Raw genomic sequence first — 26,009 nt, forward strand, 5'->3', positions numbered from 1 at the left:
GCCTGCTCAGCGCAGATCGCCAACCATTTTCAGCAAGGTCTCCAGCACCGCTCCGGCCAACGCCTTGGACCGCGCGCCCGACCATTCGGCCACCGGCTCCGGCGCATCGTCATGGTCCTTGAACGGCATCTCCAGCGTCAGCGACAGGCAGTCATACGCCATCCCCACCGCATTGCACGCCAGCGTGGTATTGGCCTGCCCCGGCTCGTCCCGGGTATAACCATGCACTGTCTGGAAGTCCTTGGTCACACTGCACAAGGTCGTGCGGAACTGCTCCTCCAGCTTGGCCAGCCGCGGCGTGTATCCCGGGTTGCCCTCACAGGCCGCCGTAAACACATGGGGAATTTCCTCGTCCCCGTGCACATCGATGAATGCATCCACCCCGTATTGCTTCATCTGCGCCTGGGCGAAGAACACCTCCGGGCTCAACTCGACACTGGCATCCTGCCAGGCCCGGTTCAGGTCCTTGCCCTTGAAGTTGGTGCGCAGGTGGCCAAGGAAGGCACCGTCCGGGTTCATGTTCGGGATCAGGTACAGGTCGGCCTTTTCCAGCAGTTCGCGAACCGTCGGGTCATTGGCTTGCAGCCGGTCGATCACCCCCTCCATGAACCATTCGGCCATGTGCTCGCCTGGGTGCTGCTGGGCAATCAGCCACAGCTTGCGCTTGCCTTCAGCGCCATCACCGGCACGCAGCAGCGGGATATCCCGGCCTTGCACGCTGCGCCCGTGGGCCAGCAGTTCGACACCCGGTATCTGCTGGGCACGCTCGATCAGCTGGTTATGGCGCGCACGCGGGTAGGGCTCGAAGTAGGCGAACCAGACCTGCGCCTGCTCGGCCTTGATCTCGAACGACAGCGCCTTGCCATCGAACTGGCTCGGCACGCGGAACCAGGTCTGCTGATCGTAGGAGGCCACGGCGTTGTAGCCGCTCCAGGCGTTTTTGTAGGAAGACTCGCTGGCGTTGTCCAGGCTGAAGCGATGGACCTGACCCGGCGTGAGGCCGCTGACCTTGAAGTGGAACCACTGGAAGTGGCCGCTATTTGTGTCCGGGCGAATGGCCAGGCGCACCTGGGCCGGGTTGCTGGCATCCAGTACCTGGATGTTGCCGGAATCGAAATCGCAGTCGATTTGCAGGGGGGACAGCGTCACGGTCATGGGCGGGCTCCTTGGGATTTGTTGTAGGGGTACTGTACACCGCTTGAGAGTGGGGCGTGTGGTTGAGAAGGGCAAGATCGCTTGTCTTGGTCGCGATGAGTAGTTGTTTTGTAACTTGAATAAACAAGTCTGGATGGGCTGAGGGGCACTTGGGATTTCATGGCACTCAGCAGTTGAATGCCGCGTTCTTCAGCTGCTCAAGGATTTGCTATGCCTGGTATGTATGGCGGGAGCCAAGCTCGCAAAACACTAGCGGTGAGTTTTCCTACAAGTTTTTGGGGGGGATTCCTTCAAGTATTCAGCTTGTGCATCTTGCGCTAGTGACTAATCATTGGTGCGTCGCCATGATGCGGCACTCAATGGAGGAAATGAAAGAAGTAAAACTGGAGCCTCGTAAGCTGGCCAATCTGGCTCATTTGGTAAAGAAGGCCTTATTGGTCTTTCAGGCTCATCACTAAGCGCAGAGCCTGCCTGCGCTTAGTCAGCCAGTGGAGGAGTAGATGATAAGTGAGGATTGTGTTTTACAGTGCTCGGCTCATCCTCTTTTATGCTGTTTCAGGCAAGCGTACCACTTTGTCGTAAGCGCGTTGTGGAACATCTTAAGCAAAACTGGCGTAGTAGGGTTTCATCTACTTTGCAACTGACTCTGAACGCTGTAAGGCGTACCGATATGCTCACGAATGCATCCTACTTTCGCCAGTTGAAAAATGAGGGTTGGCTCGATGAATAGACGAGACGTTTCGCAGTCCACTCGCTGTTATGTTTTATTGCTCCTCCTCATCAGTCTTCTGGGCGTGTTTCCGCTCGATGTGATTTTGCCCTCTGTGCCTTTGTTGGCCCAGGATTTTGGTGTCGATGCGCAGTACATTGCATATTCGATCAGCCTGTTCGCTGTCGGTGTCGCCATTTCGCAAACCATCATCGGTCCGCTTTCTGACCGGATGGGGCGAAAGCGTCTGCTGATTGCTGGTCTAGTGGTTTCCGCTGTAGGTGCGCTGGGGTGCATCCTCGCAACAAGCTACGAAGGCTTTATGACTTTCCGTCTTCTGCAGGCGGTGGGGTGCGGATGTTTTGTGCTTAGCCAGGCTCTTGTGCAGGATAAGTTCAATGGCCGTCAGCGCAATGCGATGCGTATCCTGATGACCAGTGCAAGTGGTTTATTTATTTCTTTGTCGCCTCTTGCAGGTAGCGTGCTCCAGCAGTATTTCGGGTGGGCAGGAAGCTTTCAGGCCTTTGTGGTGCTGGCCGTTGTAGTGCTGGTGCTTTCTATGAAGCTGCTACAAGAAAGACCGACAGCAAATAGCAGTGCAGGCGTATTAAGTAGCTATCAGGCATTGCTCAAGGATCGCGCTTTTCTCGTCAGCTCGCTATTTTCATGCTTGGCGTTCGCTTGCCATTTTTCATTTGTGGTTGTCTCCCCCTTGTTGCTCATCGAACAGCTGGGCCTGACGGAGTTCGCCTTCTCCATGGTCTTTCTCGGATATGGGCTGGCATATATGGTCGGCGGATTCATTGCCAGCTGGCTGAATGGCCGCATGGGGATGCAGGCGCAGGTTGCTTGGGGATTTGCACTCATCGGTCTGGCTGGGGTTGCTCTTTGCCTGGTTGTTACCGTGCATGAGCTTGAAGTTTTCAGCCTTCTGCTTCCATTGGTGCTCTGCACCATCGGTACAACCATTGTTCGGCCGGCTGCAACAACCCATGCACTGGGCCTGCACCCAGGGCGGGCAGGTGCAGCGGCTTCGCTCAACAATACGATCTTGTTTGCATTCGGTGGGGGCGCCAGCGTGCTGGTGGCTTCGATCAGCGGCAGCTTGCCGATGAGTCTGGCGCTGGGCTTTATTGCTTCCAGCATTACTGGCTGGTATTTGCTCGTCTATCTGAAAGGTTTGGAGCGTAAAGCGCGGGTGGCTGAAGCCCCGGTTGGTTTGTAACTCAGGCCCAATATCCAAACAACAGCAGCGCCGCCACACCCAATCCAACCGCCACCGAACACCCACCCACCGAAATCGCCGCACGCCCTTGCCGATACCAGCCATCGTGGCCCAGCTCTCGTGCTGGGGCGAGCAAGCTGCGCCAGCGCAGCTCGGTAGCATGAAACGCCTGCAAGTGCGCAGGTGCCGCATCCAGCCAACGGCGAAAATCGATGCGCTCGCACGACGTCACGTCGGGGCTCTGCAACCGCACATACCATTGCCCGGCCACACTGGCCAATGCATCCCCGCGTGGTTGCGCCACTTGCAGGGCTTGGTTCATGTTGCGTTCGATGCTGAGCAGCGGGAGGTCGAGGCGCTTGGCGATGCTGGCAAAGTCCAGCTGATCGAGGCGGTTGAGCAGGAACACTTGCTGTACGCGCCGGGGCAGGCGCTTGAGGGCGTACAGCAGCTCATTCTCGGCAGCATGCTCGCTGGCAGGCGTGGGATGCTCAAGGGGCAGCAGCAGACGGCTCATGGACAGCTCCTTGCTCTCGGGGGTAGGGGTGGGGGCATCGTCCTTGATGCAGAAACAGCGTAGTCAAAACGAGATTGATTCTCAAGTGCTGATTCCGCAAAGATTTGTAATGAGCGTTCACGCTCTGAAACACTTTTGCTATCATGCGCGCCATCAACGATCTTCATTAGCCTGAAGAGCCAAAAAAAAGACCCGGCAAAAAGCCGGGTCAAAAACCGTGATTAGCCTGATGAGGAGATAATCTGGAGCGACCTAAGCTCCGGGTTATCCAGCAGATCTTGCGATCAGCTGAGTGCAATAATAATAGTTATCATTTGCAAGTCAAATGAATTTTCATTTATCCGGTAAAAAAGTTTTACCGGTGCGCTTCCTTGTCCCGGCAATCGGGGCCTTTCGCCGGTAGCCGGCCATCACGTTCTCCCTTCTGCTTTTACCTACAGCCCGTTCTGCAGGGCGCGCCTGTGCTCCAGCAGGGCTCTGGCCATATCGATCATGTGCATCAGCGCGAACGTCAGCTCGCGGGTGCTGCCTTCCTGGTGGGTGGCGGTTTCGTGGGCGGTGGCGGCAGCACAGCGCAGCAGCTCGATGGCGTGGTCCTGGGCCTGCTCGGCGGTGACGCCGGCGTGCAAGGTCCAAATCTGAGTGTGCGCGGTGGGGCGCGTGGGGTTGGGGTTCAGGTAGTAGTCGAGGGCGCGGCGGGCCGCTTCGCTGTCTAAATCTGTTACGTCGTCTTTCGGTGGTTTCATCCTGATACCTGCTAGAGCCAGTAGGGAAAGGGTTCTGCTTGATAGTAATACCTGAAGTATTTTTGTGAACTTTAATAAATAATACAGAATGTTTATTGAGCGCCAGAAGGCAGTCCGTATCGTGCCAGCGATGAATATGGATAAATGGATTGCCCTCGTCCGTGACCGGATGGAGGAGTTAGGCCTCACTCAAGAGCAGCTTGCCGAGCGCGTTGGTGTGTCTCAAGGCAGCGTGGGCCATTGGGTGAACAAGCGGCGGCAGCCGAAGATCGAGTCGATGAATCGCACGTTTGTCGAGATTGGCATGCCCCACTACAGCGTCAGCCTGCAGCTGCGCATTCACGGTGAGGTTGGCGAGGAACGTGGCCTCTACGAAGTGGGTGACAGCGATGACGACCTGGACCTCATGCAATACATCGTGTGCTTCCGCTACCCGGTGCTGGCCTGGGATGAGCTGAGCGCTGCAGAAATTGCCGCGCCTGGCGTATTCGAGCAGACCGACTACCTGGCCCAGGGCAAGGCGTTCTGGCTGACCGTGGAAAATGATGCGATGAGCTCGGCCAGTGGCCGCAGTGTGCCGCAGGGCATGCGGGTCCTGGTGGACCCAGGGCTGGAGGTAGAGCCGGGGCGGCTGGTGATTGCCCGGCAGCCGGGCAAGACGGCGATTCTGCGTGAGCTGGCCGAGGAGGGTGGGCAACAGTACCTGAAGGCGCTGAACGGCAGTTATCCGACGCTGGTATGTGAAGCGGGTTGCGAGTTTCTCGGGGTAGTCGTGCGGGTTCACGGGACCTTCTAGATTGCCGGGGCTGCTGCGCAGCCCAATCGCGACACAAGGCCGCTCCTACAGGAAAATGCGGTCTCTTGTAGGAGCGGCCTTGCGTCGCGAAAGGGCCGCAAAGCGGCCCCAGATCCCTCACTCGGCCAGCTCAACCAGCACGGTACCCTCGCTGACCATATCCCCTTCCTGGCAAAACAAGGCCTTCACCGTCCCGGCATGGGGCGCACGAATGCTGTGCTCCATCTTCATCGCCTCCAGCACCACCAGTGCCGTTCCAGCCTCCACGACCTGCCCAGGCTCGACCATCACCCGCACGATGCTGCCGTTCATGGGCGCCCCCAGCCCGCCCTGATGGCTGTGGCTGGCCTCCGCCTCGGCGATCGGGTCGAAGGTTTCGACTGCGTGCATCTCACCATCCCAGCGCAGGAACAGCGTGCCACCGCGGCGCACCGCCAGATAACGGCGACGTATGCCGCCCTGGTCATGGCCCAGCTGTTCGCCATGCAGCTGCCAGTTCGAAGCAGCACTGCGCTCAAGGGCGACCGCCTGGCTTTCGCCACCACTCACCAGATGCAGACTGCTGCGTGCCGGCAACCCCAGGCGCAGGCCGTTGCGCTCGGCCCACGGCGAGCGGCTGTCGTCGGCACGCTGGTGCGGCGCCTCGCCTTGCAGCCAGGCTTCTGCTGCAGCTTCCCAGAAGCCCGCAGGCAAAGCCTGTGGTGGCGGCAACAGCGTGGCCTGATGGCGTGGAATGAACCCGGTATCCAGCTCGGCCGCGGCGAAGGCCGGGTGCGCGAGAATCCGGCGCAGGAAGGCGATGTTGGTCTTCAGCCCGCCAATGGCGAATTCGTCGAGCATCGCCAGCAGGCGCAGGCGTGCCTGCTCGCGGTCCTGGCCCCAGGCAATCAGCTTGCCGAGCATCGGGTCGTAGAAGGACGACACCTCGTCACCTTCGCTGACCCCGCTGTCCACCCGGCGGCCTTCACCCGGCGCCGATTCGCGGTACAGCACCAGCTTGCCAGTAGCCGGCAGGAATTCATTGGCCGGGTCCTCGGCATACAGCCGCACCTCGATGGCATGGCCGATCAGCGGCACCTGTTCCTGAGTGATCGGCAGCGGCTCGCCACAGGCCACGCGAATCTGCCAGGCCACCAGATCGAGGCCGGTGATGGCTTCGGTCACCGGGTGTTCGACCTGCAGGCGGGTGTTCATCTCCATGAAGAAGAACTCGCCACGGGCGTCGAGCAGAAACTCGACGGTGCCTGCACCGACATAGCCGATGGCCTGGGCCGCGCGTACCGCCGCCTCGCCCATGGCCCGGCGCAGCTCGGCCGACAGGCCTGGCGCTGGCGCTTCTTCCACCACCTTCTGGTGGCGGCGCTGGATCGAGCAATCGCGCTCGTTGAGGTACAGGCAGTTGCCGTGCTGGTCGGCGAACACCTGGATTTCCACATGGCGTGGCTTGAGCACGTACTTTTCCACCAGCATGCGTGCATCGCCGAACGATGACTGCGCCTCACGCTGAGCCGAGGCCAGGGCGTCGGCCAGCTGGCTTTCCTCCTCAACCACTTTCATGCCTTTGCCACCACCACCGGCGCTGGCCTTGAGCAGCACCGGGTAGCCAATGCGTTCGGCGGCGGCGCGGAAGGTGTCCAGGTCTTGCGCTTCGCCGTGGTAGCCGGGCACCAGCGGCACGCCGGCGTCTTCCATCAATGCCTTGGCTGCCGACTTGCTGCCCATGGCATCGATGGCGCTGGCCGGTGGGCCGAGGAAAATCAGCCCGGCTGCTTCGATGGCGCGGGCAAAGCCTGCGTTTTCGGAGAGGAAGCCATAGCCTGGGTGGATGGCCTGGGCACCGCTGGCTTTGGCCGCGGCGAGGATCTTGTCGACCACCAGATAGCTGTCGGCAGCCTTGCTGCCGCCCAGGTCGATGCGGATGTCGGCTTCGCGGCTGTGGCGGGCGTCACGGTCGGTAGCGCTGTGCACTGCGACAGTGGCCAGGCCCATGGCCTTGGCGGTGCGCATCACCCGGCAGGCGATTTCGCCACGGTTGGCGACCAGCAGGGTGGTCAAAGCGGGGCGGCTCATGGGCGCGGCTCCTTCTTGTCGTCGATTTGCCAGGCGGGGCGGCGCTTTTCCAGGAAGGCGCGCAGGCCCTCCTGGCCTTCGGCGCTGACGCGGATGCGGGCAATGGTGTTTTCACAGTAGCGGCGCAGGGCCGGGCTGAGTTCGCCGTCGTCCACTTCGCGCAGCAGGTCCTTGGTGGCGCGCAGCGCTTGCGGGCTGTTCTGCAGCATGTTGCTTACCCAGGCTTCTACCTGTGCGTCCAGTTCAGCGGCCGGGTACACCTCGGCCAGCAGGCCCAGCTCGCGGGCACGCACGCCGCTGAAACGCTCGGCGGTCAGGGCATAGCGGCGTGCGGCGCGTTCGCCGATGGCCTTGACCACGAACGGGCTGATCACCGCCGGCGCCAGGCCGATGCGCACTTCCGACAGGCACAGTTGAGCGTCTTCGGCGCCGATGGCCATGTCGCAGCAGCTGATCAGGCCCAGCGCGCCACCGAAGGCCGCGCCTTGCACCACGGCCAGGGTCGGCGCCTTCAGGCGGTGCAGGGCATACATCAGCTCGCCGAGTTCGCGGGCGTCATCGAGGTTGGTGTTGAAGTCCAGCTGCGCCGATTGCTGCATCCAGGCCAGGTCGGCGCCGGCGCTGAAGTGCCGGCCACGGCCGCGCAGCAGCAGAAAGCGCAGGCTGGTGTCTTCGGCCAGCTGGTCGAGGGCGACGATCAGCTCGCGGATCATCAGCGCGTTGAAGGCGTTGTTCTTGTCCTCGCGGCTGAGCCACAGGGTGGCGAAGCCGCGCGGGTCGCGGGTCACTTCGAGGGTGCTGAAATCGCTCATGGGTCACATCCGGAAAATGCCGAAGCGGCTCTGTTCGATCGGCGCATTCAGCGCGGCGGACAACGCCAGGCCGAGCACGTCGCGGGTCTGTGCCGGGTCGATGACACCGTCGTCCCACAGGCGGGCGCTGGAATAGTAAGGGTGACCCTGATGCTCGTACTGGTCGAGGATAGGCTGCTTGAGCCTGGCCTCGTCCTCGGCGCTGAAGGCCTGGCCGCTGCGCTCGCTCTGCTCGCGCTTGACCTGGGCCAGCACCCCGGCGGCCTGCTCGGCGCCCATCACGCCAATGCGTGCGTTGGGCCACATCCACAGGAAGCGCGGGTCGTAGGCACGGCCGCACATGCCGTAGTTGCCGGCGCCGAAGCTGCCGCCGATGATCACCGTGAACTTCGGCACCTGGGCACAGGCCACGGCGGTGACCAGCTTGGCGCCGTGCTTGGCGATGCCGCCTTCCTCGTACTTCTTGCCGACCATGAAGCCGGTGATGTTCTGCAGGAACAGCAGCGGGATACCGCGCTGGCAGGCCAGTTCGATGAAGTGCGCGCCTTTTTGCGCGGCTTCTGCGAAGAGGATGCCGTTGTTGGCCAGGATCGCCACCGGGTATCCGTGCAGGTGGGCGAAGCCGCAGACCAGGGTGGTGCCGAACAGCGCCTTGAACTCGTCGAACGCCGAGCCGTCGACCAGCCGCGCGATCACTTCGCGTACGTCGAATGGCTGCTTGGCATCGGCCGGGACCACGCCGTACAACTCGTCGGCAGAGTAAAGCGGCGCTACAGGTGCCTGGCGCTGCAGCTTGCCGAGCTTGTGCCAGTTGAGGTTGGCGACGCTGCGCCGGGCGATGGCCAGGGCGTGTTCGTCGTTGTCGGCGTAGTGGTCGGCGACGCCGCTGGTGCGGCAGTGCACATCGGCGCCGCCCAGGTCCTCGGCACTCACGACTTCACCGGTTGCTGCTTTCACCAGCGGCGGCCCGGCAAGGAAGATGGTCGCCTGCTGGCGCACCATGATCGCTTCGTCGGCCATGGCCGGCACGTAGGCACCGCCAGCGGTGCACGAGCCCATCACCACGGCGATCTGCGGGATGCCCAGTGCGCTCATGTTGGCCTGGTTGAAGAAGATCCGCCCGAAGTGCTCGCGGTCGGGGAACACCTCGTCCTGGCGCGGCAGGTTGGCGCCGCCGGAGTCCACCAGGTAGATGCATGGCAGGCGGTTCTGCAGGGCGATGGTCTGCGCGCGCAGGTGTTTCTTCACCGTCAGTGGGTAGTAGGAGCCGCCTTTGACCGTGGCGTCGTTGGCCACGATCATGCATTCCACGCCTTCGACGCGGCCGATGCCGGCGATCACGCCCGCGGCCGGTACGTCTTCGCCGTACACGTCATGGGCGGCCAGTTGGCCGATCTCCAGGAACGGCGAGCCTGGGTCGAGCAGGCGGTCGATGCGTTCGCGTGGCAGCAGCTTGCCACGCGAGGTGTGCCGCTCCTGGGCCTTGGGCCCGCCGCCCTGGGCCACCTGGGCGAGCAGGCCGCGCAGGGCCTGGACCTGTTCGAGCATGGCCGCGCTGTTGCCGGCGAACTCCGCCGAACGCGGGTTGATCTGGGTGTGCAAGGTAGCCATGTGCGCCCGTCCCCTGTGCTCAGCGGGTTTCGTTGAACAGTTCGCGACCGATCAGCATCCGGCGGATTTCGCTGGTGCCGGCACCGATCTCGTACAGCTTGGCGTCGCGCAGCAGGCGGCCAGCCGGGAATTCGTTGATGTAGCCGTTGCCGCCGAGAATCTGGATCGCTTCCAGGGCCATTTGGGTTGCGCGTTCGGCGGTGTACAGAATCACCCCGGCGGCGTCCTTGCGGGTGGTCTCGCCACGGTCGCAGGCCTGGGCCACGGCATACAGGTAGGCGCGGCTGGCGTTGAGCTGGGTGTACATGTCGGCGATCTTGCCCTGGATCAGCTGGAACTCGCCGATGCTCTGGCCGAACTGTTTGCGGTCGTGGATATAAGGCACCACCAGGTCCATGCAGCTTTGCATGATGCCGGTCGGGCCACCGGAGAGCACCACGCGCTCGTAGTCCAGGCCGCTCATCAGCACCCGTACGCCGCCGTTGAGCTGGCCGAGAATGTTTTCTGCCGGCACTTCGACGTCGTCGAAGAACAGCTCGCAGGTGTTGGAGCCGCGCATGCCCAGCTTGTCGAACTTGTTGCTGCGGCTGAAGCCTTTCCAGTCACGTTCGACGATGAACGCGGTGATGCCATGCGCGCCCTTGTCCAGGTCGGTCTTGGCGTAGATCACGTAGGTATTGGCGTCGGGGCCGTTGGTGATCCAGGTCTTGCTGCCGTTGAGCACATAGTGGTCGCCACGTTTCTCGGCGCGCAGCTTCATCGACACCACATCGGAACCGGCGTTGGGCTCGCTCATGGCCAGGGCACCAATGTGCTCGCCGCTGATCAGCTTGGGCAGGTACTTGAGCTTTTGCTCGTGAGTGCCGTTGCGGTTGATCTGGTTGACGCAGAGGTTGGAGTGCGCGCCGTAGGACAGGGCGACCGAGGCCGAGCCGCGGCTGATTTCTTCCATCGACACCACGTGGGCCAGGTAGCCCAGGCCGGCGCCGCCGTACTCTTCGGGCACGGTGATACCCAGCAGGCCCATGTCACCGAACTTGCGCCACATGTCGGCGGGGAACAGGTTGTCGTGGTCGATTTGCGCGGCGCGTGGGGCCAGCTCGGCAGCGACGAAGGTGCGCACCTGGTCACGGAGCATGTCGATGGTTTCGCCCAGGGCGAAGTTCAGAGAGGGGTAATGCATGGGGAGCACCTTCTTGTTCTTGAAATTGGGTTACACCGTAGCTCAAGGGCTCACCGCCGGCCCTGTGGGAGCGGGTTCACCCGCGAATGCTTCAGCAGGACCACCGTCATTGCCTGAATGATCGCATTCGCGGGTGAACCCGCTCCCACAGGGTCGGCGGTGCGCCGGCAAACCAGGTGTCGTTCATCACCTTTACGTTAACGTAAACCTGCCATCGGTCACTGTCAATCGGCTCATCACCTTTACGTAAACGTAAATCTGCGCCAGAGTATTCCCAGCTCGCTTCAGCCGTGCCCAGAACAACCACAAGAAGGGACACCCATGAGTCAACCAAGCTACACCCGCGGTCGCCAGGACCAACCGCTGCTGACCCAGACCATCGGCCAGGCCTTCGATGCCACCGTGGCCCGCTGCGCCGATGGCGAAGCGCTGGTGGTGCGCCACCAGGGCCTGCGCTACAGCTGGCGGCAGCTGGCCGAACAGGTCGACCTGCACGCCCGCGCCCTGATGGCCCTGGGCGTGAACACCGGCGACCGGGTCGGCATCTGGTCGCCCAATTGCGCCCAGTGGTGCATCCTGCAACTGGCCAGCGCCAAGGTCGGTGCGATCCTGGTCAACATCAACCCGGCCTACCGCATGGGTGAACTGGAGTACGTACTACGTCAGTCCAGTTGCCGCTGGCTGGTGTGTGCCGATGCCTTCAAGACTTCCGACTACCACGCCATGGTTCGGGAGCTGGCGCCAGAACTGGCCCACGCCGCGCCTGGTGAACTGGCCTGCGAGCGCCTGCCGGGCCTGCGCGGGGTGATCAGCCTGGCGGCCCAGCCGCCTGCCGGCTTCCTGCCTTGGCACACACTGGCCGAAAGGGCAGGGCAAGCTTCGGCAGAGGCCTACACGGCCCGGCAGCAAACCCTGCAGTTCGACCAGCCGGTTAACATCCAGTACACCTCCGGCACCACCGGCGCACCCAAGGGCGCCACACTCAGCCACTACAACATCCTCAACAACGGCTTCATGGTCGGTGAAAGCCTGGGCCTGAACGAGCGCGACCGCATGGTGATCCCGGTGCCGCTGTACCACTGCTTCGGCATGGTCATGGCCAACCTCGGCTGCATCACTCACGGCAGCACCATGGTCTACCCCAACGACGCCTTCGACGCCGAACTCACCCTGCGCGCCGTGGCCGAGGAGCGCGCCAGCATTCTCTATGGCGTGCCGACCATGTTCATCGCCATGCTCGATCACCCGTCACGGCAGCAGCTGGATCTTTCCACTTTGCGCAGCGGCATCATGGCCGGCGCCACCTGCCCGATCGAGGTGATGCGCCGGGTTATCGACCAGATGCACATGGCCGAGGTGCAGATCGCCTACGGCATGACCGAGACCAGTCCGGTATCCCTGCAGACCGGCCCGGATGACGAACTGGAACTGCGCGTGACCACGGTCGGCCGCACCCAGCCACAGCTGGAGACCAAGCTGGTGGACGCCGATGGCTGTATCGTTCCTCGCGGCGAGATCGGCGAACTGTGCACCCGTGGCTACAGCGTGATGCTCGGTTACTGGGACAACCTCCAGGCCACGGCGGACGCCATCGACCCGGCTGGCTGGATGCATTCGGGCGACCTGGCGGTGATGGATGAGCACGGCCATGTGCGCATCGTCGGGCGCAACAAGGACATGATCATTCGCGGTGGCGAGAACATCTATCCGCGTGAACTGGAGGAGTTTTTCTACACCCATCCGGCGGTAGCCGATGCGCAGGTGGTCGGTATTCCATGCAGCCGTTATGGCGAGGAAATCGTTGCCTGGATCAAGCTGCACCCAGGGCACAGTGCCACGGTTGAAGAGCTCCAGGGCTGGTGCAAGGCGCGCATTGCCCACTTCAAGGTGCCGCGGCATTTCCGTTTCGTCGACGAGTTTCCGATGACGGTGACGGGGAAGGTGCAGAAGTTCCGGATGAGGGAGATCAGTGTGGCGGAGATTGCAGTTGTGACCGCGTGAGGCTGGTAGGGCTTGTCGTGGGATGTTTGCTGTGGCCGAGATCGAGCGCCGCCCGCGCGGCGCTCGATTTTACAGGCGCTATACATTTCACGGCGAACCCACCGCGTCGCCCCCCAATCCCTGTTTCGACATTGGGTCTACCCTTAAGCCTTCACCGGTGGTTCTTCACTCGGCGGGTCACCCACCGTCGGCGGCATGGTTGGCTTGATCGGCAGCTCGTCCGGCTCTTGTTCCGGCACGGGCGGCGGCAGGCTCGGGTCGTCGATGTTGGGATCGGGGGTTTCCGGTGGAATGGGGATGTTCATGGCCTGACCTCGCACGGGTGGATTATTGAAGAGGTGCTGCAGGCTCTGACCGCTGGCAGCTGCCGTTCGCTCAATTTTTTTGAACCCCATGCCTGTGCCCGGCTCTGAACCCTTACCGCCAACAGCCTGAGGGAGCAAGGTCGATGACACGAAACGAGCCCTTTGAAAGCGTGCCCACGGCGAACGATCACCCGGACCAGGCCATCAGCCTGTCACAGGCGCTGCTGGCGCCGCGCATCGTGATCGAAGACACCCAACCCGTGCTCGAAGCCGGCACGTTCGCCGCCAAGGCCGTCAGCGGGCAACAGGTTGCGGTCAGCAGCAAGGTCTACAGCGATGGCCACGACCGCCTGGCGGTGATGCTCAACTGGCGGCAGGCCAACAGCCGGCGCTGGCACTGTGTGCCGATGCATTCGCCCGGCAATGACCTCTGGCTGGCCGAATTCACCCCGACTGAGCTGGGCCTGCACCTGTTCAGTATCGAGGCCTGGATCGACCCGTTTGCCACCTACTGCCACGACCTGGAGCGCAAGTACCACGCGGGCGTAGAGGTCAAGCTGGAGCTGGAAGAAGGCCGCTTGCTCCTGGGCCAAGGCGCAGAGCGTAGCGAGGGTGCCTTGCGCGAACAGATAGAAGGCTTGCAGGCACGCTTGCCGGGGCTTTCCCAGGATGACCAGGTGGCACTGCTGCTGGGCCCTGAAGCCACCCGGTTGATGACTGAGGCCGAGCACCGCAGCTACCTCACCCGCAGCATCGAATTCCCCCTCGACGTCGACCGCCCGGCCGCGCTGTTCGCCAGTTGGTACGAGCTGTTCCCGCGCTCGATCACCGACAGCCCCGAGCGCCATGGCACCTTCAATGACGTGCACGGGCGCCTGCCGATGATCCGCGACATGGGCTTCGACGTGCTCTACTTTCCGCCCATTCACCCGATTGGCAAAAAGCACCGCAAGGGCCGCAACAACGCCTTGCAGGCAGAGCCCAATGACCCGGGCAGCCCCTACGCCATCGGCAGCCCGGAAGGCGGGCATGACGCCATTCACCCAGAGCTGGGCACCCGTGAAGACTTCCGTCGGCTGGTGGCCGCTGCCGCCGAGCACGGCCTGGAAATCGCCCTGGACTTCGCCATCCAGTGCTCCCAGGACCACCCATGGTTGCAGGAGCACCCCGGCTGGTTCAGCTGGCGCCCCGACGGCACCATCCGTTACGCCGAGAACCCGCCGAAAAAGTACCAGGACATCGTCAACGTCGACTTCTATGCCGCCGAGGCTGTGCCGTCGCTGTGGCTGGCCCTGCGCGACGTGGTGGTGGGCTGGGTCGAGGAGGGCGTGAAGACGTTCCGCGTCGACAACCCGCACACCAAGCCGCTGCCGTTCTGGCAATGGCTGATCGCCAATGTGCGCAGCCAGCACCCCGAGGTGATCTTCCTCGCCGAGGCGTTCACCAAGCCAGCAATGATGGCTCGCCTGGGCAAGGTCGGTTATGCGCAGAGCTACACCTACTTCACCTGGCGCAACAGCAAGCAGGAGCTGCGCGAGTATTTCGAAGAACTCAACCAGCCACCGTGGAGCCAGTGCTACCGGCCGAACTTCTTCGTCAACACACCGGATATCAACCCCTATTTCCTGCAGACCTCGGGCCGCGCCGGGTTCCTCATCCGCGCCGCACTGGCGACCATGGGATCGGGGCTGTGGGGCATGTATTCGGGCTTTGAACTGTGCGAAGGCACGCCGCTGCCGGGCAAGGAGGAGTACCTGGATTCGGAGAAGTACGAAATTCGCCCGCGCGACTTCACCCAGCCTGGCAACATCATCGCCGAGATCGCCCAGCTCAACCGTATCCGCCGGCAGAACCGCGCCCTGCAAACACACCTTGGCGTGGCCTTCTTCAACTGCTGGAACGACAACATCCTGTATTTCGCCAAGCGCACGCCCGAGCGCGACAACTACATCCTGGTGGCCATCAGCCTCGACCCGCACAACGCGCAGGAGGCCAGCTTCGAGCTGCCCTTGTGGGAACTGGGGCTGGAGGACAATGCCGACACCCAGGGCGAGGACCTGATGACCGGCCACCGCTGGACCTGGCATGGCAAGACCCAGTGGATGCGCATCGAGCCCTGGCACCAGCCGTTCGGCATCTGGCGCATCGAAAAGGCTCATTAACGGCAGCTCGCTGTTTTCTTGTAGGCGCGGCCTTGTGTCGCGAAAGGGTCGCAGAGCGACCCCGGCAATCTTGTGTAACACGCAAACCCTGGGGCCGCTTCGCAGCCCTTTCGCGACACAAGGCCGCTCCCACAAGGAAACAGCGCTAGCCCAAGAAAGCTTTGAAAGGAGTCACCCATGGCCAAGCGTTCCCGCCCGGCAGCCTTCATCGATGACCCGCTGTGGTACAAGGACGCCGTGATCTACCAGCTGCACATCAAGTCGTTCTTCGATGCGAACAACGACGGCATCGGCGATTTCGCCGGCCTGATCAGCAAGCTCGACTACATCGCCGAGCTCGGCGTCAACACCCTCTGGCTTCTGCCGTTCTACCCCTCGCCACGCCGAGACGACGGCTACGACATCGCCGATTACAAGGCCGTGCACCCGGACTACGGCAGCATGGCCGATGCCCGTCGCTTCATTGCCGAGGCGCGCAAGCGCGGCCTGCGGGTGATCACCGAGCTGGTCATCAACCACACCAGCGACCAGCACCCGTGGTTCCAGCGCGCCCGCCACGCCAAGCGCGGCAGCAAGGCGCGGGACTTCTACGTGTGGTCGGACGATGACCAGAAGTACGACGGCACGCGGATCATCTTCCTCGACACCGAAAAGTCCAACTGGACCTGGGACGCGGTCGCCGGTCAGTACTTCTGGCACCGTTTCTACGCGCACCAGCCAGACCTCAACTTCGACAACCCGCAGGTGATGAAGGCGGTGATCGGCGTGATGCGCTTCTGGCTCGACCTGGGCGTCGACGGCCTGCGCCTGGACGCCATCCCGTACCTGATCGAGCGTGACGGCACCAACAACGAGAACTTGCCCGAGACCCACAGGGTACTCAAGGCGATCCGCGCCGAGATCGACGCCAACTACCCTGACCGCATGCTGCTGGCCGAAGCCAACCAGTGGCCCGAGGACACTCGCCCGTACTTTGGCGAAGGCGATGGCGACGAATGCCACATGGCCTTCCACTTCCCGCTGATGCCGCGCATGTACATGGCCCTGGCCATGGAAGACCGCTTCCCGATCACCGACATCCTGCGCCAGACCCCGGAAATCCCGGCCAACTGCCAGTGGGCGATCTTCCTGCGCAACCACGATGAGCTGACCCTGGAAATGGTCACCGACCGCGAGCGCGACTACCTGTGGAACTACTACGCCGAAGACCGCCGCGCCCGCATCAACCTCGGCATCCGCCGGCGCCTGGCGCCCTTGCTGCAACGTGATCGCCGGCGCATCGAGCTGCTAACCAGCCTGCTGCTGTCCATGCCCGGCACGCCCACCCTGTACTACGGCGACGAACTGGGCATGGGCGACAACATCTACCTCGGCGACCGCGACGGCGTGCGCACACCGATGCAGTGGTCGCCGGACCGCAACGGCGGTTTCTCCAGGGCAGACCCACAGCGCCTGGTGCTGCCGCCGATCATGGACCCGCTGTACGGCTACCAGACCGTCAACGTCGAAGCCCAGGCCCACGACCCGCACTCGCTGCTGAACTGGAACCGCCGCCTGCTGGCGGTGCGCAAGCAGCAGAAGGCTTTCGGCCGCGGCAGCCTGCGCACGCTGACGCCGAGCAACCGGCGCATCCTGGCGTATATCCGCGAGTACACCGACGCCGACGGCAATACCGAGGTGATCCTCTGCGTCGCCAACGTTTCCCGTGCCGCCCAGGCTGCCGAGCTCGAACTGTCGCAATACGCAGGCAAAGTGCCGGTGGAGATGCTCGGTGGCAGCGCCTTCCCACCGATCGGGCAGCTGCCGTTCCTGCTGACCTTGCCACCCTATGCCTTCTACTGGTTCCTGCTGGCTGCCCACGACCGCATGCCCAGCTGGCATATCCAAGCTACCGAGGGGTTGCCGGAATTGACCACTTTAGTGCTGCGCAAACGCATGGAAGAACTGCTCGAATCCCCTTCCAGCGGCACCCTTCACGGCACCATCCTGCCGCAGTACCTGCCCAAGCGTCGCTGGTTCGCCGGCAAGGAAAGCCCGATCGACCAGGTGCGGCTGCGTTATGGCGTGCGCTTCGGCACCGCCACCACACCGGTGCTGCTCAGCGAAATCGAAGTGCTCAGCGACGGCGTGGCCAACCAGTACCAGCTGCCGTTCGGCCTGTTGCCGGAAGATCAGATCAACACCGCGCTGCCGCAGCAACTGGCGCTGTCACGGGTACGCCGTGGCCGTCAGGTGGGGCTGATCACCGATGCCTTCGTCCTCGAACCGTTCATCCGTGCAGTGCTGCGCGCCTGCCAGGAGGGTATGCATCTGCCTTGCGGCAACGGCCAGGGCGAGCTGCACTTTGCCTGCACAGCGCAGCTGGCCGGCCTTGAACTGAACGAGGAAAGCGAAGTGCGCTACCTCAGCGCCGAACAGTCGAACAGCTCGGTAGTCATTGGCGACCGCGTGGTGCTCAAGCTGATTCGCCGGGTCAACCCGGGCATACACCCAGAGCTGGAAATGAGTGCGTACCTCACTGCCGCCGGGTTCGCCAACATCTCGCCGTTGCTGGCCTGGGTCAGCCGCGTAGATGAGCAGGGCGCGCCGCACCTGCTGATGATCGCCCAGGGTTACCTGAGCAACCAGGGCGATGCCTGGGCCTGGACCCAGAACACCCTGGAACGGGCCATTCGCGACGAGATGGAGCCGACCCGCGTCGACCCCGAAGCGCACACCGACGCGCTGGCCGAACTCAACGGCTTCGCCGCCTTGCTCGGCCAGCGCCTGGGCGAGATGCACCTGCTGCTGGCGGCACCGAGCAACGATGAAGCCTTCCAGCCACGCCCCAGCGACGGCAACGACAGCCAACGCTGGAGCGCGCAGATCAGTGCCGAACTGAACCACGCCCTCGACCTGCTGGCGCAGCACCGCGAACACCTCGACCCTGACAGCCAGGCCTTGGTGGACGACCTGCAACAGCAGCGTGACGGCCTTGCCCAGCATGTCGCCAGGCTCGCCGAACAGGCCCAGGGTGGCCTGCTGATGCGTGTGCATGGCGACTTGCATCTGGGGCAGGTCCTGGTGGTGCAGGGCGATGCCTACCTGATCGATTTCGAGGGCGAGCCATCCCGTCCACTGGACGAACGCCGGGCCAAGCACAGCCCGTACAAGGATGTCAGCGGCGTGTTGCGATCCTTCGACTATGCTGCTGCGATGATCTTGCGCAGCGCCTCTGCGGTCGACCTTTCCGGCCCGGCGCGCCAAGCCCGGCAACGTGTTGCCCGGCAGTACCTGCACCAGTCGCGGCATGCCTTCGTCGAAGCTTATGGCCTGGCCACCGCCGCCATGCCTCACGCCTGGCAACAGGCCGAAGGCGAGCGCGCTGCACTGGAGTTGTTCTGCCTGGAAAAAGCCGCCTACGAAATTACATACGAAGCCGAGAACCGTCCGAGTTGGCTGGCCGTGCCCTTGCATGGCCTGCATGGACTGATCAGTACCTGGGGAGAGTCATAGATGAATGCAACCACGCGTGAAAACGGCGGCCTTCGGCAACGGGACCTGGATGCCCTGGCCCGCGCCGAGCACGCCGATCCATTTGCCGTGCTGGGCCCCCATGCAGACGGGCAGGGCGGCTTGCTGGTGCGTGCCTACCTGCCCAATGCACTGAACGTGCGGGTGCTGGCGCGCCATGATGGGCGCATCCTCGCCGAAATGGTGCAGGGTAGCCTGCCCGGCCTGTTCAGCGCGCACCTCGATGAGGCGCAGCCATACCTGCTGCAGGTCGGCTGGGCCGGTGGTGAGCAAGTGACCGAAGACCCCTACAGCTTCGGCCCGCAACTGGGTGACATGGACCTCTACCTGTTCGCCGAAGGCAACCACCGAGACTTGTCCGGGCGTTTCGGCGCCCAGCCGACCCAGGTCGACGGTGTCGATGGCGTGTGCTTCTCGGTGTGGGCGCCGAATGCGCGCCGGGTGTCGGTGGTGGGTGACTTCAACAACTGGGACGGCCGCCGCCACCCCATGCGCCTGCGCCACAGTGCCGGGGTTTGGGAGCTGTTCGTGCCGCGCCTGGGCGTGGGTGAAACCTACAAGTTCGAAGTGCTTGGCAAGGACGGCATCCTGCCACTGAAGGCTGACCCGCTGGCCCGTGCCACCGAACTGCCGCCGAGTACCGCGTCGAAGGTCGCCGGTGAGCTAAGCCACGGCTGGCAGGACCACGACTGGATGGAGCACCGCGCCCAGCGCCATGCCTACAGCGCACCCTTGTCGATCTATGAGCTGCACCCGGGTTCCTGGCAATGCGAACTCGATGAGCTGGGCGAAGTGTCGCGCTACTACAACTGGCGCGAGCTGGCCGAGCGCCTGGTGCCTTATGTGCAGCAACTGGGCTTCACCCACATCGAACTGCTGCCGATCATGGAGCACCCGTTTGGCGGCTCCTGGGGCTATCAGCCGCTGTCGTTGTTCGCCCCGACTTCACGCTATGGCAGCGCCGAGGACTTCGCGTTCTTCGTCGATGCCTGCCACCAGGGTGGTATCGGTGTGATCCTCGACTGGGTGCCAGCGCATTTCCCCACCGACGAACATGGCCTGGCGCGTTTCGACGGCACCGCGCTGTACGAGTACGACAACCCGCTGGAAGGTTTCCACCAGGACTGGAACACGCTGATCTACAACCTCGGGCGCAACGAGGTGCGCGGTTTCATGCTGGCTTCGGCGCTGCACTGGCTCAAGCACTTCCATGTCGACGGCCTGCGCGTCGATGCGGTCGCCTCGATGCTGTACCGCGACTACTCGCGCAAGGCCGGCGAGTGGGTGCCCAACCGCCATGGCGGGCGCGAGAATCTTGAGGCCATCGACTTCATCCGCCACCTCAACGGCATCGCCGCCCACGAGGCGCCGGGGGCGCTGATCATCGCCGAGGAGTCCACCGCCTGGCCGGGGGTCAGCCAGCCGACCCAGCAAGGCGGCCTGGGCTTTGCCTACAAGTGGAACATGGGCTGGATGCACGACACCTTGCATTACATCCAGAACGATCCGGTGCACCGCACCTATCACCACAACGAGATGAGCTTCGGTCTGATCTACGCCTACTCCGAGCATTTCATCCTGCCGATCTCCCATGATGAAGTGGTGCACGGCAAGCATTCGTTGATCGACAAGATGCCCGGCGACCGCTGGCAGAAGTTCGCCAACCTGCGCGCCTACCTGACCTTCATGTGGACCCACCCGGGCAAGAAGCTGTTGTTCATGGGCTGCGAGTTCGGCCAGTGGCGCGAGTGGAACCATGACCACCAGCTGGACTGGTACCTGCTGCAGTACCCCGAGCACCAGGGTGTGCAGCGCCTGGTGGGCGACCTCAACCGCCTGTACCGCGAACTGCCGGCGCTGCACGAACAGGACTGCCAGCCCCAGGGCTTCCAGTGGCTGATCGGCGATGACGCGCATAACAGCGTGTATGCCTGGTTGCGCTGGAGCAGCCAGGGCGAGCCGCTGCTGGTGGTGGCCAACTTCACCCCGGTGCCGCGCGAGGGTTACCGGATTGGCGTGCCGTTCGGGGAGCGTTGGCAAGAGCTGCTGAACAGCGATGCCGAGCTGTATGCCGGCTCGAACGTGGGCAACCTGGGGGCGGTGGAGAGCGATGAGGTGGCCAGCCATGGGCAGCCACTGTCACTGGCGCTGAACCTGCCGCCGCTTGGGGTTCTGGTAATGAAACCGGCCTGAGATTGCTGGGGCTGCTTTGCAGCCCTTCGCGACACAAGGCCGCTCCTACAGGAAAGTGCGGTCTGTTGTGGGAGCGGCCTTGTGTCGCGAAAGGGCCGCAAAGCGGCCCCAGAAATGGCACAGGCGTTACCACCGCATCCGCACCCCAAGGCTGCCAATCAGCCCGTTGATGTCGTTGCCATCCACATCGCTGCTGTAATCGGCACTGACGAACAGCGCCACCGAAGGTGTCACCCGCGCCACCAACCCCAAGCCCAACTCCACCGTGGTCGAATAGCGCGAGCTGGAAATCTTGTCGACCTGGTCCAGCTTCACCTCGCTGGTGTCGTTGAAGTCGTACCACACGTTGGTCCGCACATAGGGTTCGATCGGCATGCCTTTCACCTCATAGCGCCCGGACAACTTGGCACCGACCCGGCCGCTCCAGCTGGGCTGGCTGTCGAAGGCCTGCAAGGTCTCCTCCTGTACCTGGCTGCCCGGGAAGAACTGCTGGTTGATCAACTGCGCCTGGGGTTCGATCACCCAGCCACCGCCCAGGCCGATCGGGTAACCGCCCTCCAGCGAAAAGGTCATCGCATGGCCACTGTCATCCAGGCGTTGGCCACTGTCGCCACGGCCCATCACCTCGATGCGCGAACCCATGGCCACGGCATCCAGGTGCCAGCCTTGCTCATGGGTCATGCTCCAGTACACCCCCAGGCTCTCGCCGCTGAGGTTTACCGCGTTGCGCTGCTTGTCCCCCAGCAACGGCCGCACGCCGTTGAAGCTGCTCTGCAGGTTGTTGTGCCCCACGAAGATCCCCGCTCGGTGCACGTTGCCACCGGCGGTTTCACGCACGAACAGGTCCGGGCCGATCATCAGTTGCTGGCTGGGCGCCTCCAGCTGGTCTGGTGCGCGCGCGCCAGGCTGCGGCGTGATGCCAGGAAAGAATTGTGCCCATTGGTTGCCCGCCAGGTCGGGCGCCATCGCGTTGTGCCGTTCGCCCATCTTCTCGCTGAAGGCGTTCAGCGTACCCAGGTTCAGGCCGCTGGCGCTGACCGGGTCGAGCGACAACGTCGGCACCGTTGCTTGCTGCAGGTAGCGGGGGGAGATTGGATCTTCCTGCAGTTCGAACGCGAAAGTTTCCACCGGGGTTGCCAGAAGCATCGACGTGGAAACCGCGTAGAAAATATGATCGAAGCGCAAGGGATTCGAGGTTCTTTTCATGGCGGATCTCCTCTGTTTTATTGTTGTAAAGCCCAAGGACCTGGCCTGTTGTCACGAGCTGTACGGCAAAAACAGAGGGCGACCCAAACCAGCACGCCAGCTTTCGCGAGCGCGCACAAAGGCGCGAGCTAGAGGCCCGGCGCGAGTTTTTACGTCTAGTGATATTGTTCAGCTAAGGAGAGACCGGCGCTTGCGTCAAGAAAGCGTGAAAGCTCCGTTCAAACGTCGTGGGTTGGGTTAACCCACTGTTTATCCGAGTTATTTAGTCGGGCATAGCGATGATCGCTATTTCTGCGGCACGGGCTATGCCGAATCATTGTTAAAGGCGTACCTCCACAGCCAGTGGCAAGTGGTCGGAAAGGTGCGTCCAAGGTTTGTGCCCCAGAATCTGCGGCGCATGGCTATCGGCGTTGCGCAGGTAGATGCGGTCCAGGCGCAGCAACGGCAGGCGGGCCGGGTAGGTGCGGGCGAGCAGGCCGTGGTGGCGCTCGAAGGCCTCGTGCAGGTCGCGCTGCAGGTGCAAGGTACGGTTGCCATGCTGCTGCCAGTCGTTGAAGTCGCCGGCAATGATCACCGGCGCATCGGCAGGCAGCGCGTCGAGCAGCTGGCGCAGCAGGTGCAGCTGTTTCTGCCGGTGGCTTTCCAGCAGCGACAGGTGCACGCAGATGGCATGCACCTTGTGCTGGCCGGGGACGTCGAGGATGCAGTGCAACAGGCCGCGCCGCTCGGGGCCGGTGATCGACACGTCGAGGTTGCGGTGCTCGATGATCGGGTATTTGGACAGCAGCGCATTGCCGTGGTGGCCGTCGGGGTAGACCGCGTTACGGCCGTAGGCAAAATCGCTCCACATGCTGTCGGCGAGAAATTCGTATTGCGAGGTCTGCGGCCAGCCTGGGTAGCGCGCGGCATGGCGGTCATGGCTGCCGAGCACTTCCTGGAGGAATACGATATCGGCCTGGGTGCTGCGCACCGCTTCGCGCAGCTCAGGCAGGATGAAGCGCCGGTTGAAGGCGGTGAAACCCTTGTGTGTGTTCACCGTCAGCACCCGCAGGCGTTTCACAGGTGGGGCCTGGCGGGTGCTGGTGAAACCCGGGCTGCCGGCTTCGAGGTTCACGCTCACTCCTCAAAAGTTGTCGCGGTCCTGTGGGAGCGGCCTTGTGTCGCGAAAGGGGCGCGAAGCGGCCCCAAGGTGTCAGCTTCGCAGCAGATATTGCCGGGGCTGCTGCGCAGCCCTTTCGCGACGCAAGGCCGCTCCCACAAGTGACCTTCTTCAATCGGACGGGTTCACTCTTCCTCGCGTTGCAACACCATCAGCAGCATCGAGCGCCCCTTCACCTCGAAGGTAGTGTCAAACTGCAGGTGCTGCCCTTTGCGCAGCTCCGGCCGGTCGGTGTCGACCAGGCAGCTCCAGTACTCGCCTTCAGGTACGGTCGGCAATTTGAACGGCACAATGTCATGGTGGGCATTGACGATCAGCAGCACCGTGGCCTCTGCACCCGGCCGCGCAATGCCACTGACCTGGGCGCGGCCATCGATCAGCATGCCCAGACAGCGCCCATGCGGGTCTTCCCACTGCTCGACGCTCATCTCGCTGCCATCTGGCGCCAGCCAGGTCACGTCCTTGACGCCGATCGCCTCGTTGTAGTCGCCGACCAGAAAACGCGAACGGCGCAGCACCGGGTAGGCCAGGCGCAGGCGAGTGAGGCGCTTGACGAAGGCCAGCAGCTCTTTGCCGTCCTGGTCCAGGTCCCAGTTGACCCAGCCGATCTCGCTGTCTTGGCAGTAGGCGTTGTTGTTGCCGTGCTGGGTGCGGCTGAATTCGTCACCGGCAACGATCATCGGTGTGCCTTGGGCGAGCAGCAGCGTGGCGAAATAGTTGCGCATCTGGCGCATGCGCAGGGCGTTGATCTGCGGGTCGTCGGTAGGGCCTTCCACGCCGCAGTTCCACGACAGGTTGTTGTCGGTGCCGTCCTGGTTGTTCTCGTCGTTGTCTTCGTTGTGCTTGCTGTTGTACGAGACCAGGTCGCGCAGGGTGAAACCATCGTGGGCGGTGATGAAGTTGACCGAGGAATACGGCCGGCGCCCGCGGTTGTTGAACATGTCGCCCGAGGCGGTCATGCGTGCGGCAAAGTCGGCCAACTGGCCCTCGTCGCCTTTCCAGAAGGCCCGGGCGGTATCGCGGAAGCGGTCGTTCCACTCAGCCCAGCCTGGCGCGAAGTTGCCCACCTGGTAGCCGCCTGGGCCGCAGTCCCAGGGCTCGGCAATCAGCTTGACCTGGCTGAGCATCGGGTCCTGGCGGCAGGCGACGAGGAAGCCATGGCGCTCGCTGTAGCCGTCGTGGTAACGCCCCAGGATGGTCGCCAGGTCGAAGCGGAAGCCATCGACGTGCATTTCGCCGGCCCAGTAGCGCAGCGAGTCGGTGACCAGCTGCAGCACGCACGGGTGGCTGAGGTCGAGGGTGTTGCCGGTGCCGGAATCGTTGATGTAGTAGCGTTTGTCGTCGGGCATCAGGCGGTAGTACGAAGCGTTGTCGATGCCGCGCATCGACAGGGTCGGGCCACGTTCGTTGCCTTCGGCGGTATGGTTGTAGACCACGTCGAGGATCACCTCAAGGCCCGCGTCGTGCAGGTGCGCGACCATTTCCTTGAACTCGGCGATCTTGCCGCTGGCGAGGTAGCGCGGGTGCGGCGCGAAGAAGGCGATGCTGTTGTAGCCCCAGTAGTTGTTCAGGCCCTTGTCCAGCAGGTGCTGGTCGTTGACGAAGGCGTGGATGGGCAACAGCTCGATGCTCGATACGCCCAGGTCCTTGATGTGCTTGAGCAGCTCGTCGTTGGCAAGGCCGGCGAAGGTGCCGCGCAGCTCTTCCGGCACCGCCGGGTGGCGCATGCTGATGCCGCGGGTGTGGGCTTCGTAGATGATCGTGCGCTCCCAGGGGATCAGCACACGCTGGTCGCGACCCCAGGTGAAGGCCGGGTCGATGACCTTGCATTTGGGCACGAAGGGCGCGCTGTCGCGCTCATCGAACGACAGGTCGCCGTCGGGGTGGCCGATGGTGTAGCCGAACAGCGCCTCGGACCATTTCAGGCTGCCGACCAGTTGCTTGGCATAGGGGTCGATCAGCAATTTGTTGGGGTTGAAGCGGTGGCCGTTTTCCGGCTCGTAGGGGCCATATACACGGTAGCCATAAACCAGCCCGGGATGAGCGTCGGGCAGGTAGCCGTGGTAGATCTCGTCGGTGTACTCGGGCAGTTCGATGCGTTCGATTTCCTGCTCGCCAGTAGAGTCGAACAGGCACAGTTCGACCTTGGTGGCGTTGGCCGAGAACAGGGCGAAGTTGACCCCCAGGCCGTCCCAGGTGGCGCCCAGGGGGAAGGGCATGCCCTCGCGGATGCGCGACGGGGCGACGGAGCGGGTTTTCTTGGGCGTGCGCGGGCTCATGGCTATCCTCGAAATGGCCGTTGTGGAGGGAAATCGCGGGGATCTGCACCGGCCTCTTCGCATCGAACCGCCGCGAAGAGGCCGGTGCAGGCTTACCCAGCCGTCGGCTTTTTCACTGCCCGAGGCTTCTTGGCAGCAACCGGCTTGCTGGCCCCAGGCAAGGCAGCCGCCTTCTGCTCGGCTGCTACCTTGGGCTTGGCCGGCGCCCGTTTGCGAGGCGCCGCCTTGGGTGCCAGCGCCTCAGCTTCGGCAAGCTTGCGGGCCATCTCCCAGTGGCGGTCTTCCTGGCCGGCGGGCTTACCTTCGGATTCCCAGATCTGGTAAGCGAATTCGCGGATTCGTTTTTCATCGACACTCATCATGACGC

The 26,009-nt window shown here is 63.2% G+C and carries 18 protein-coding genes; 6 read left to right on the forward strand and 12 right to left on the reverse strand.

Annotated elements, in window-relative coordinates:
• Positions 1-6: 6 nt before the first annotated feature.
• Positions 7-1,155 carry a M14-type cytosolic carboxypeptidase gene (locus BUQ73_RS07385; protein WP_079227250.1) on the reverse strand — a complete coding sequence of 383 codons (1,149 nt, stop codon included), beginning with the start codon at positions 1,153-1,155 and terminating at the stop codon, positions 7-9.
• A 722-nt stretch (positions 1,156-1,877) separates the two neighbouring features.
• Between BUQ73_RS07385 and BUQ73_RS07390 the strand changes: the two genes are divergently transcribed.
• Positions 1,878-3,089: an MFS transporter gene (locus BUQ73_RS07390; protein ID WP_079227251.1), complete on the forward strand. Its 1,212-nt coding sequence runs from the start codon at positions 1,878-1,880 to the stop codon at positions 3,087-3,089.
• A 1-nt stretch (position 3,090) separates the two neighbouring features.
• Here BUQ73_RS07390 and BUQ73_RS07395 read toward each other — a convergent pair whose 3' ends face one another.
• Both BUQ73_RS07395 and BUQ73_RS07400 read right to left on the reverse strand, forming a co-directional pair.
• Positions 3,091-3,606 carry a DUF4880 domain-containing protein gene (locus BUQ73_RS07395; RefSeq protein ID WP_079227252.1) on the reverse strand — a complete coding sequence of 172 codons (516 nt, stop codon included), beginning with the start codon at positions 3,604-3,606 and terminating at the stop codon, positions 3,091-3,093.
• A 434-nt stretch (positions 3,607-4,040) separates the two neighbouring features.
• Positions 4,041-4,352 (reverse strand): DUF6124 family protein, encoded by a 312-nt coding sequence (locus BUQ73_RS07400; protein ID WP_079227253.1) that lies wholly within the window; start codon positions 4,350-4,352, stop codon positions 4,041-4,043.
• 88 nt (positions 4,353-4,440) lie between these two features.
• On the opposite strand from BUQ73_RS07400, the gene BUQ73_RS07405 reads away from it, so the two are divergent.
• A complete protein-coding gene (locus BUQ73_RS07405; RefSeq protein ID WP_079227254.1) occupies positions 4,441-5,148 on the forward strand; it encodes a LexA family transcriptional regulator in 708 nt (235 codons plus the stop codon).
• 117 nt (positions 5,149-5,265) lie between these two features.
• Here BUQ73_RS07405 and BUQ73_RS07410 read toward each other — a convergent pair whose 3' ends face one another.
• The 4 genes from BUQ73_RS07410 to BUQ73_RS07425 are packed head-to-tail and all read right to left on the reverse strand — an operon-like array spanning position 5,266 to position 10,824.
• Positions 5,266-7,218: an acetyl-CoA carboxylase biotin carboxylase subunit gene (locus BUQ73_RS07410; protein ID WP_079227255.1), complete on the reverse strand. Its 1,953-nt coding sequence runs from the start codon at positions 7,216-7,218 to the stop codon at positions 5,266-5,268.
• Positions 7,215-8,030, reverse strand: a complete 816-nt coding sequence (locus tag BUQ73_RS07415; RefSeq protein ID WP_079227256.1) for a gamma-carboxygeranoyl-CoA hydratase — start codon at positions 8,028-8,030, stop codon at positions 7,215-7,217. The genes BUQ73_RS07410 and BUQ73_RS07415 overlap by 4 nt, the downstream gene beginning before the upstream one ends.
• A 3-nt stretch (positions 8,031-8,033) precedes the next feature.
• Positions 8,034-9,641, reverse strand: coding sequence for a carboxyl transferase domain-containing protein (locus BUQ73_RS07420; RefSeq protein WP_079227257.1), 1,608 nt, complete (start codon positions 9,639-9,641; stop codon positions 8,034-8,036).
• Positions 9,642-9,660: 19 nt separating this feature from the next.
• Entirely contained in the window at positions 9,661-10,824 is a 1,164-nt protein-coding gene (locus tag BUQ73_RS07425; RefSeq protein ID WP_079227258.1) for an isovaleryl-CoA dehydrogenase, read from the reverse strand.
• Between the two features lie 321 nt (positions 10,825-11,145).
• On the opposite strand from BUQ73_RS07425, the gene BUQ73_RS07430 reads away from it, so the two are divergent.
• Positions 11,146-12,825, forward strand: a complete 1,680-nt coding sequence (locus BUQ73_RS07430; RefSeq protein WP_079227259.1) for an AMP-binding protein — start codon at positions 11,146-11,148, stop codon at positions 12,823-12,825.
• Between the two features lie 143 nt (positions 12,826-12,968).
• On the opposite strand, the gene BUQ73_RS28470 is transcribed toward BUQ73_RS07430, so the two are convergent.
• A complete protein-coding gene (locus tag BUQ73_RS28470) occupies positions 12,969-13,130 on the reverse strand; it encodes a hypothetical protein (protein ID WP_192858691.1) in 162 nt (53 codons plus the stop codon).
• A 143-nt stretch (positions 13,131-13,273) separates the two neighbouring features.
• Here BUQ73_RS28470 and BUQ73_RS07440 point away from each other — a divergent pair, with 143 nt between their 5' ends.
• From BUQ73_RS07440 to glgB, 3 genes are all read left to right on the forward strand, one after another.
• The gene (locus BUQ73_RS07440; RefSeq protein ID WP_079227261.1) at positions 13,274-15,292 is read left to right on the forward strand and encodes an alpha-1,4-glucan--maltose-1-phosphate maltosyltransferase; all 2,019 of its coding nucleotides are present in this window, start codon (positions 13,274-13,276) and stop codon (positions 15,290-15,292) included.
• A 177-nt stretch (positions 15,293-15,469) separates the two neighbouring features.
• Positions 15,470-18,787 (forward strand): maltose alpha-D-glucosyltransferase, encoded by a 3,318-nt coding sequence (gene treS / locus BUQ73_RS07445; RefSeq protein ID WP_079227262.1) that lies wholly within the window; start codon positions 15,470-15,472, stop codon positions 18,785-18,787.
• Positions 18,788-20,998 (forward strand): 1,4-alpha-glucan branching protein GlgB, encoded by a 2,211-nt coding sequence (gene glgB, locus BUQ73_RS07450; protein ID WP_079227263.1) that lies wholly within the window; start codon positions 18,788-18,790, stop codon positions 20,996-20,998.
• A 126-nt stretch (positions 20,999-21,124) separates the two neighbouring features.
• On the opposite strand, the gene BUQ73_RS07455 is transcribed toward glgB, so the two are convergent.
• The 4 genes from BUQ73_RS07455 to BUQ73_RS07470 form a co-directional block, all read right to left on the reverse strand.
• A complete protein-coding gene (locus BUQ73_RS07455) occupies positions 21,125-22,204 on the reverse strand; it encodes an autotransporter outer membrane beta-barrel domain-containing protein (protein WP_079227264.1) in 1,080 nt (359 codons plus the stop codon).
• 319 nt (positions 22,205-22,523) lie between these two features.
• Positions 22,524-23,318 carry an endonuclease/exonuclease/phosphatase family protein gene (locus BUQ73_RS07460; protein WP_079227265.1) on the reverse strand — a complete coding sequence of 265 codons (795 nt, stop codon included), beginning with the start codon at positions 23,316-23,318 and terminating at the stop codon, positions 22,524-22,526.
• A gap of 170 nt (positions 23,319-23,488) precedes the next feature.
• Positions 23,489-25,642, reverse strand: a complete 2,154-nt coding sequence (glgX, locus tag BUQ73_RS07465) for a glycogen debranching protein GlgX (RefSeq protein WP_079227266.1) — start codon at positions 25,640-25,642, stop codon at positions 23,489-23,491.
• Between the two features lie 92 nt (positions 25,643-25,734).
• Positions 25,735-26,004 (reverse strand): DUF2934 domain-containing protein, encoded by a 270-nt coding sequence (locus BUQ73_RS07470; protein ID WP_079227267.1) that lies wholly within the window; start codon positions 26,002-26,004, stop codon positions 25,735-25,737.
• Positions 26,005-26,009: the final 5 nt, after the last annotated feature.

The organism is Pseudomonas putida, from assembly GCF_002025705.1.
Lineage (GTDB): Bacteria > Pseudomonadota > Gammaproteobacteria > Pseudomonadales > Pseudomonadaceae > Aquipseudomonas > Aquipseudomonas putida_J.

What these genes read in the sequence shown, in the direction of transcription:
- BUQ73_RS07385 (WP_079227250.1), bottom strand. Translation starts at nt 1,155, where the DNA reads ATGACCGTGACGCTGTCCCCCCTGCAAATCGACTGCGATTTCGATTCC.
- BUQ73_RS07390 (WP_079227251.1), top strand. Translation starts at nt 1,878, where the DNA reads ATGAATAGACGAGACGTTTCGCAGTCCACTCGCTGTTATGTTTTATTG.
- BUQ73_RS07395 (WP_079227252.1), bottom strand. Translation starts at nt 3,606, where the DNA reads ATGAGCCGTCTGCTGCTGCCCCTTGAGCATCCCACGCCTGCCAGCGAG.
- BUQ73_RS07400 (WP_079227253.1), bottom strand. Translation starts at nt 4,352, where the DNA reads ATGAAACCACCGAAAGACGACGTAACAGATTTAGACAGCGAAGCGGCC.
- BUQ73_RS07405 (WP_079227254.1), top strand. Translation starts at nt 4,441, where the DNA reads ATGTTTATTGAGCGCCAGAAGGCAGTCCGTATCGTGCCAGCGATGAAT.
- BUQ73_RS07410 (WP_079227255.1), bottom strand. Translation starts at nt 7,218, where the DNA reads ATGAGCCGCCCCGCTTTGACCACCCTGCTGGTCGCCAACCGTGGCGAA.
- BUQ73_RS07415 (WP_079227256.1), bottom strand. Translation starts at nt 8,030, where the DNA reads ATGAGCGATTTCAGCACCCTCGAAGTGACCCGCGACCCGCGCGGCTTC.
- BUQ73_RS07420 (WP_079227257.1), bottom strand. Translation starts at nt 9,641, where the DNA reads ATGGCTACCTTGCACACCCAGATCAACCCGCGTTCGGCGGAGTTCGCC.
- BUQ73_RS07425 (WP_079227258.1), bottom strand. Translation starts at nt 10,824, where the DNA reads ATGCATTACCCCTCTCTGAACTTCGCCCTGGGCGAAACCATCGACATG.
- BUQ73_RS07430 (WP_079227259.1), top strand. Translation starts at nt 11,146, where the DNA reads ATGAGTCAACCAAGCTACACCCGCGGTCGCCAGGACCAACCGCTGCTG.
- BUQ73_RS28470 (WP_192858691.1), bottom strand. Translation starts at nt 13,130, where the DNA reads ATGAACATCCCCATTCCACCGGAAACCCCCGATCCCAACATCGACGAC.
- BUQ73_RS07440 (WP_079227261.1), top strand. Translation starts at nt 13,274, where the DNA reads ATGACACGAAACGAGCCCTTTGAAAGCGTGCCCACGGCGAACGATCAC.
- treS (WP_079227262.1), top strand. Translation starts at nt 15,470, where the DNA reads ATGGCCAAGCGTTCCCGCCCGGCAGCCTTCATCGATGACCCGCTGTGG.
- glgB (WP_079227263.1), top strand. Translation starts at nt 18,788, where the DNA reads ATGAATGCAACCACGCGTGAAAACGGCGGCCTTCGGCAACGGGACCTG.
- BUQ73_RS07455 (WP_079227264.1), bottom strand. Translation starts at nt 22,204, where the DNA reads ATGAAAAGAACCTCGAATCCCTTGCGCTTCGATCATATTTTCTACGCG.
- glgX (WP_079227266.1), bottom strand. Translation starts at nt 25,642, where the DNA reads ATGAGCCCGCGCACGCCCAAGAAAACCCGCTCCGTCGCCCCGTCGCGC.
- BUQ73_RS07470 (WP_079227267.1), bottom strand. Translation starts at nt 26,004, where the DNA reads ATGATGAGTGTCGATGAAAAACGAATCCGCGAATTCGCTTACCAGATC.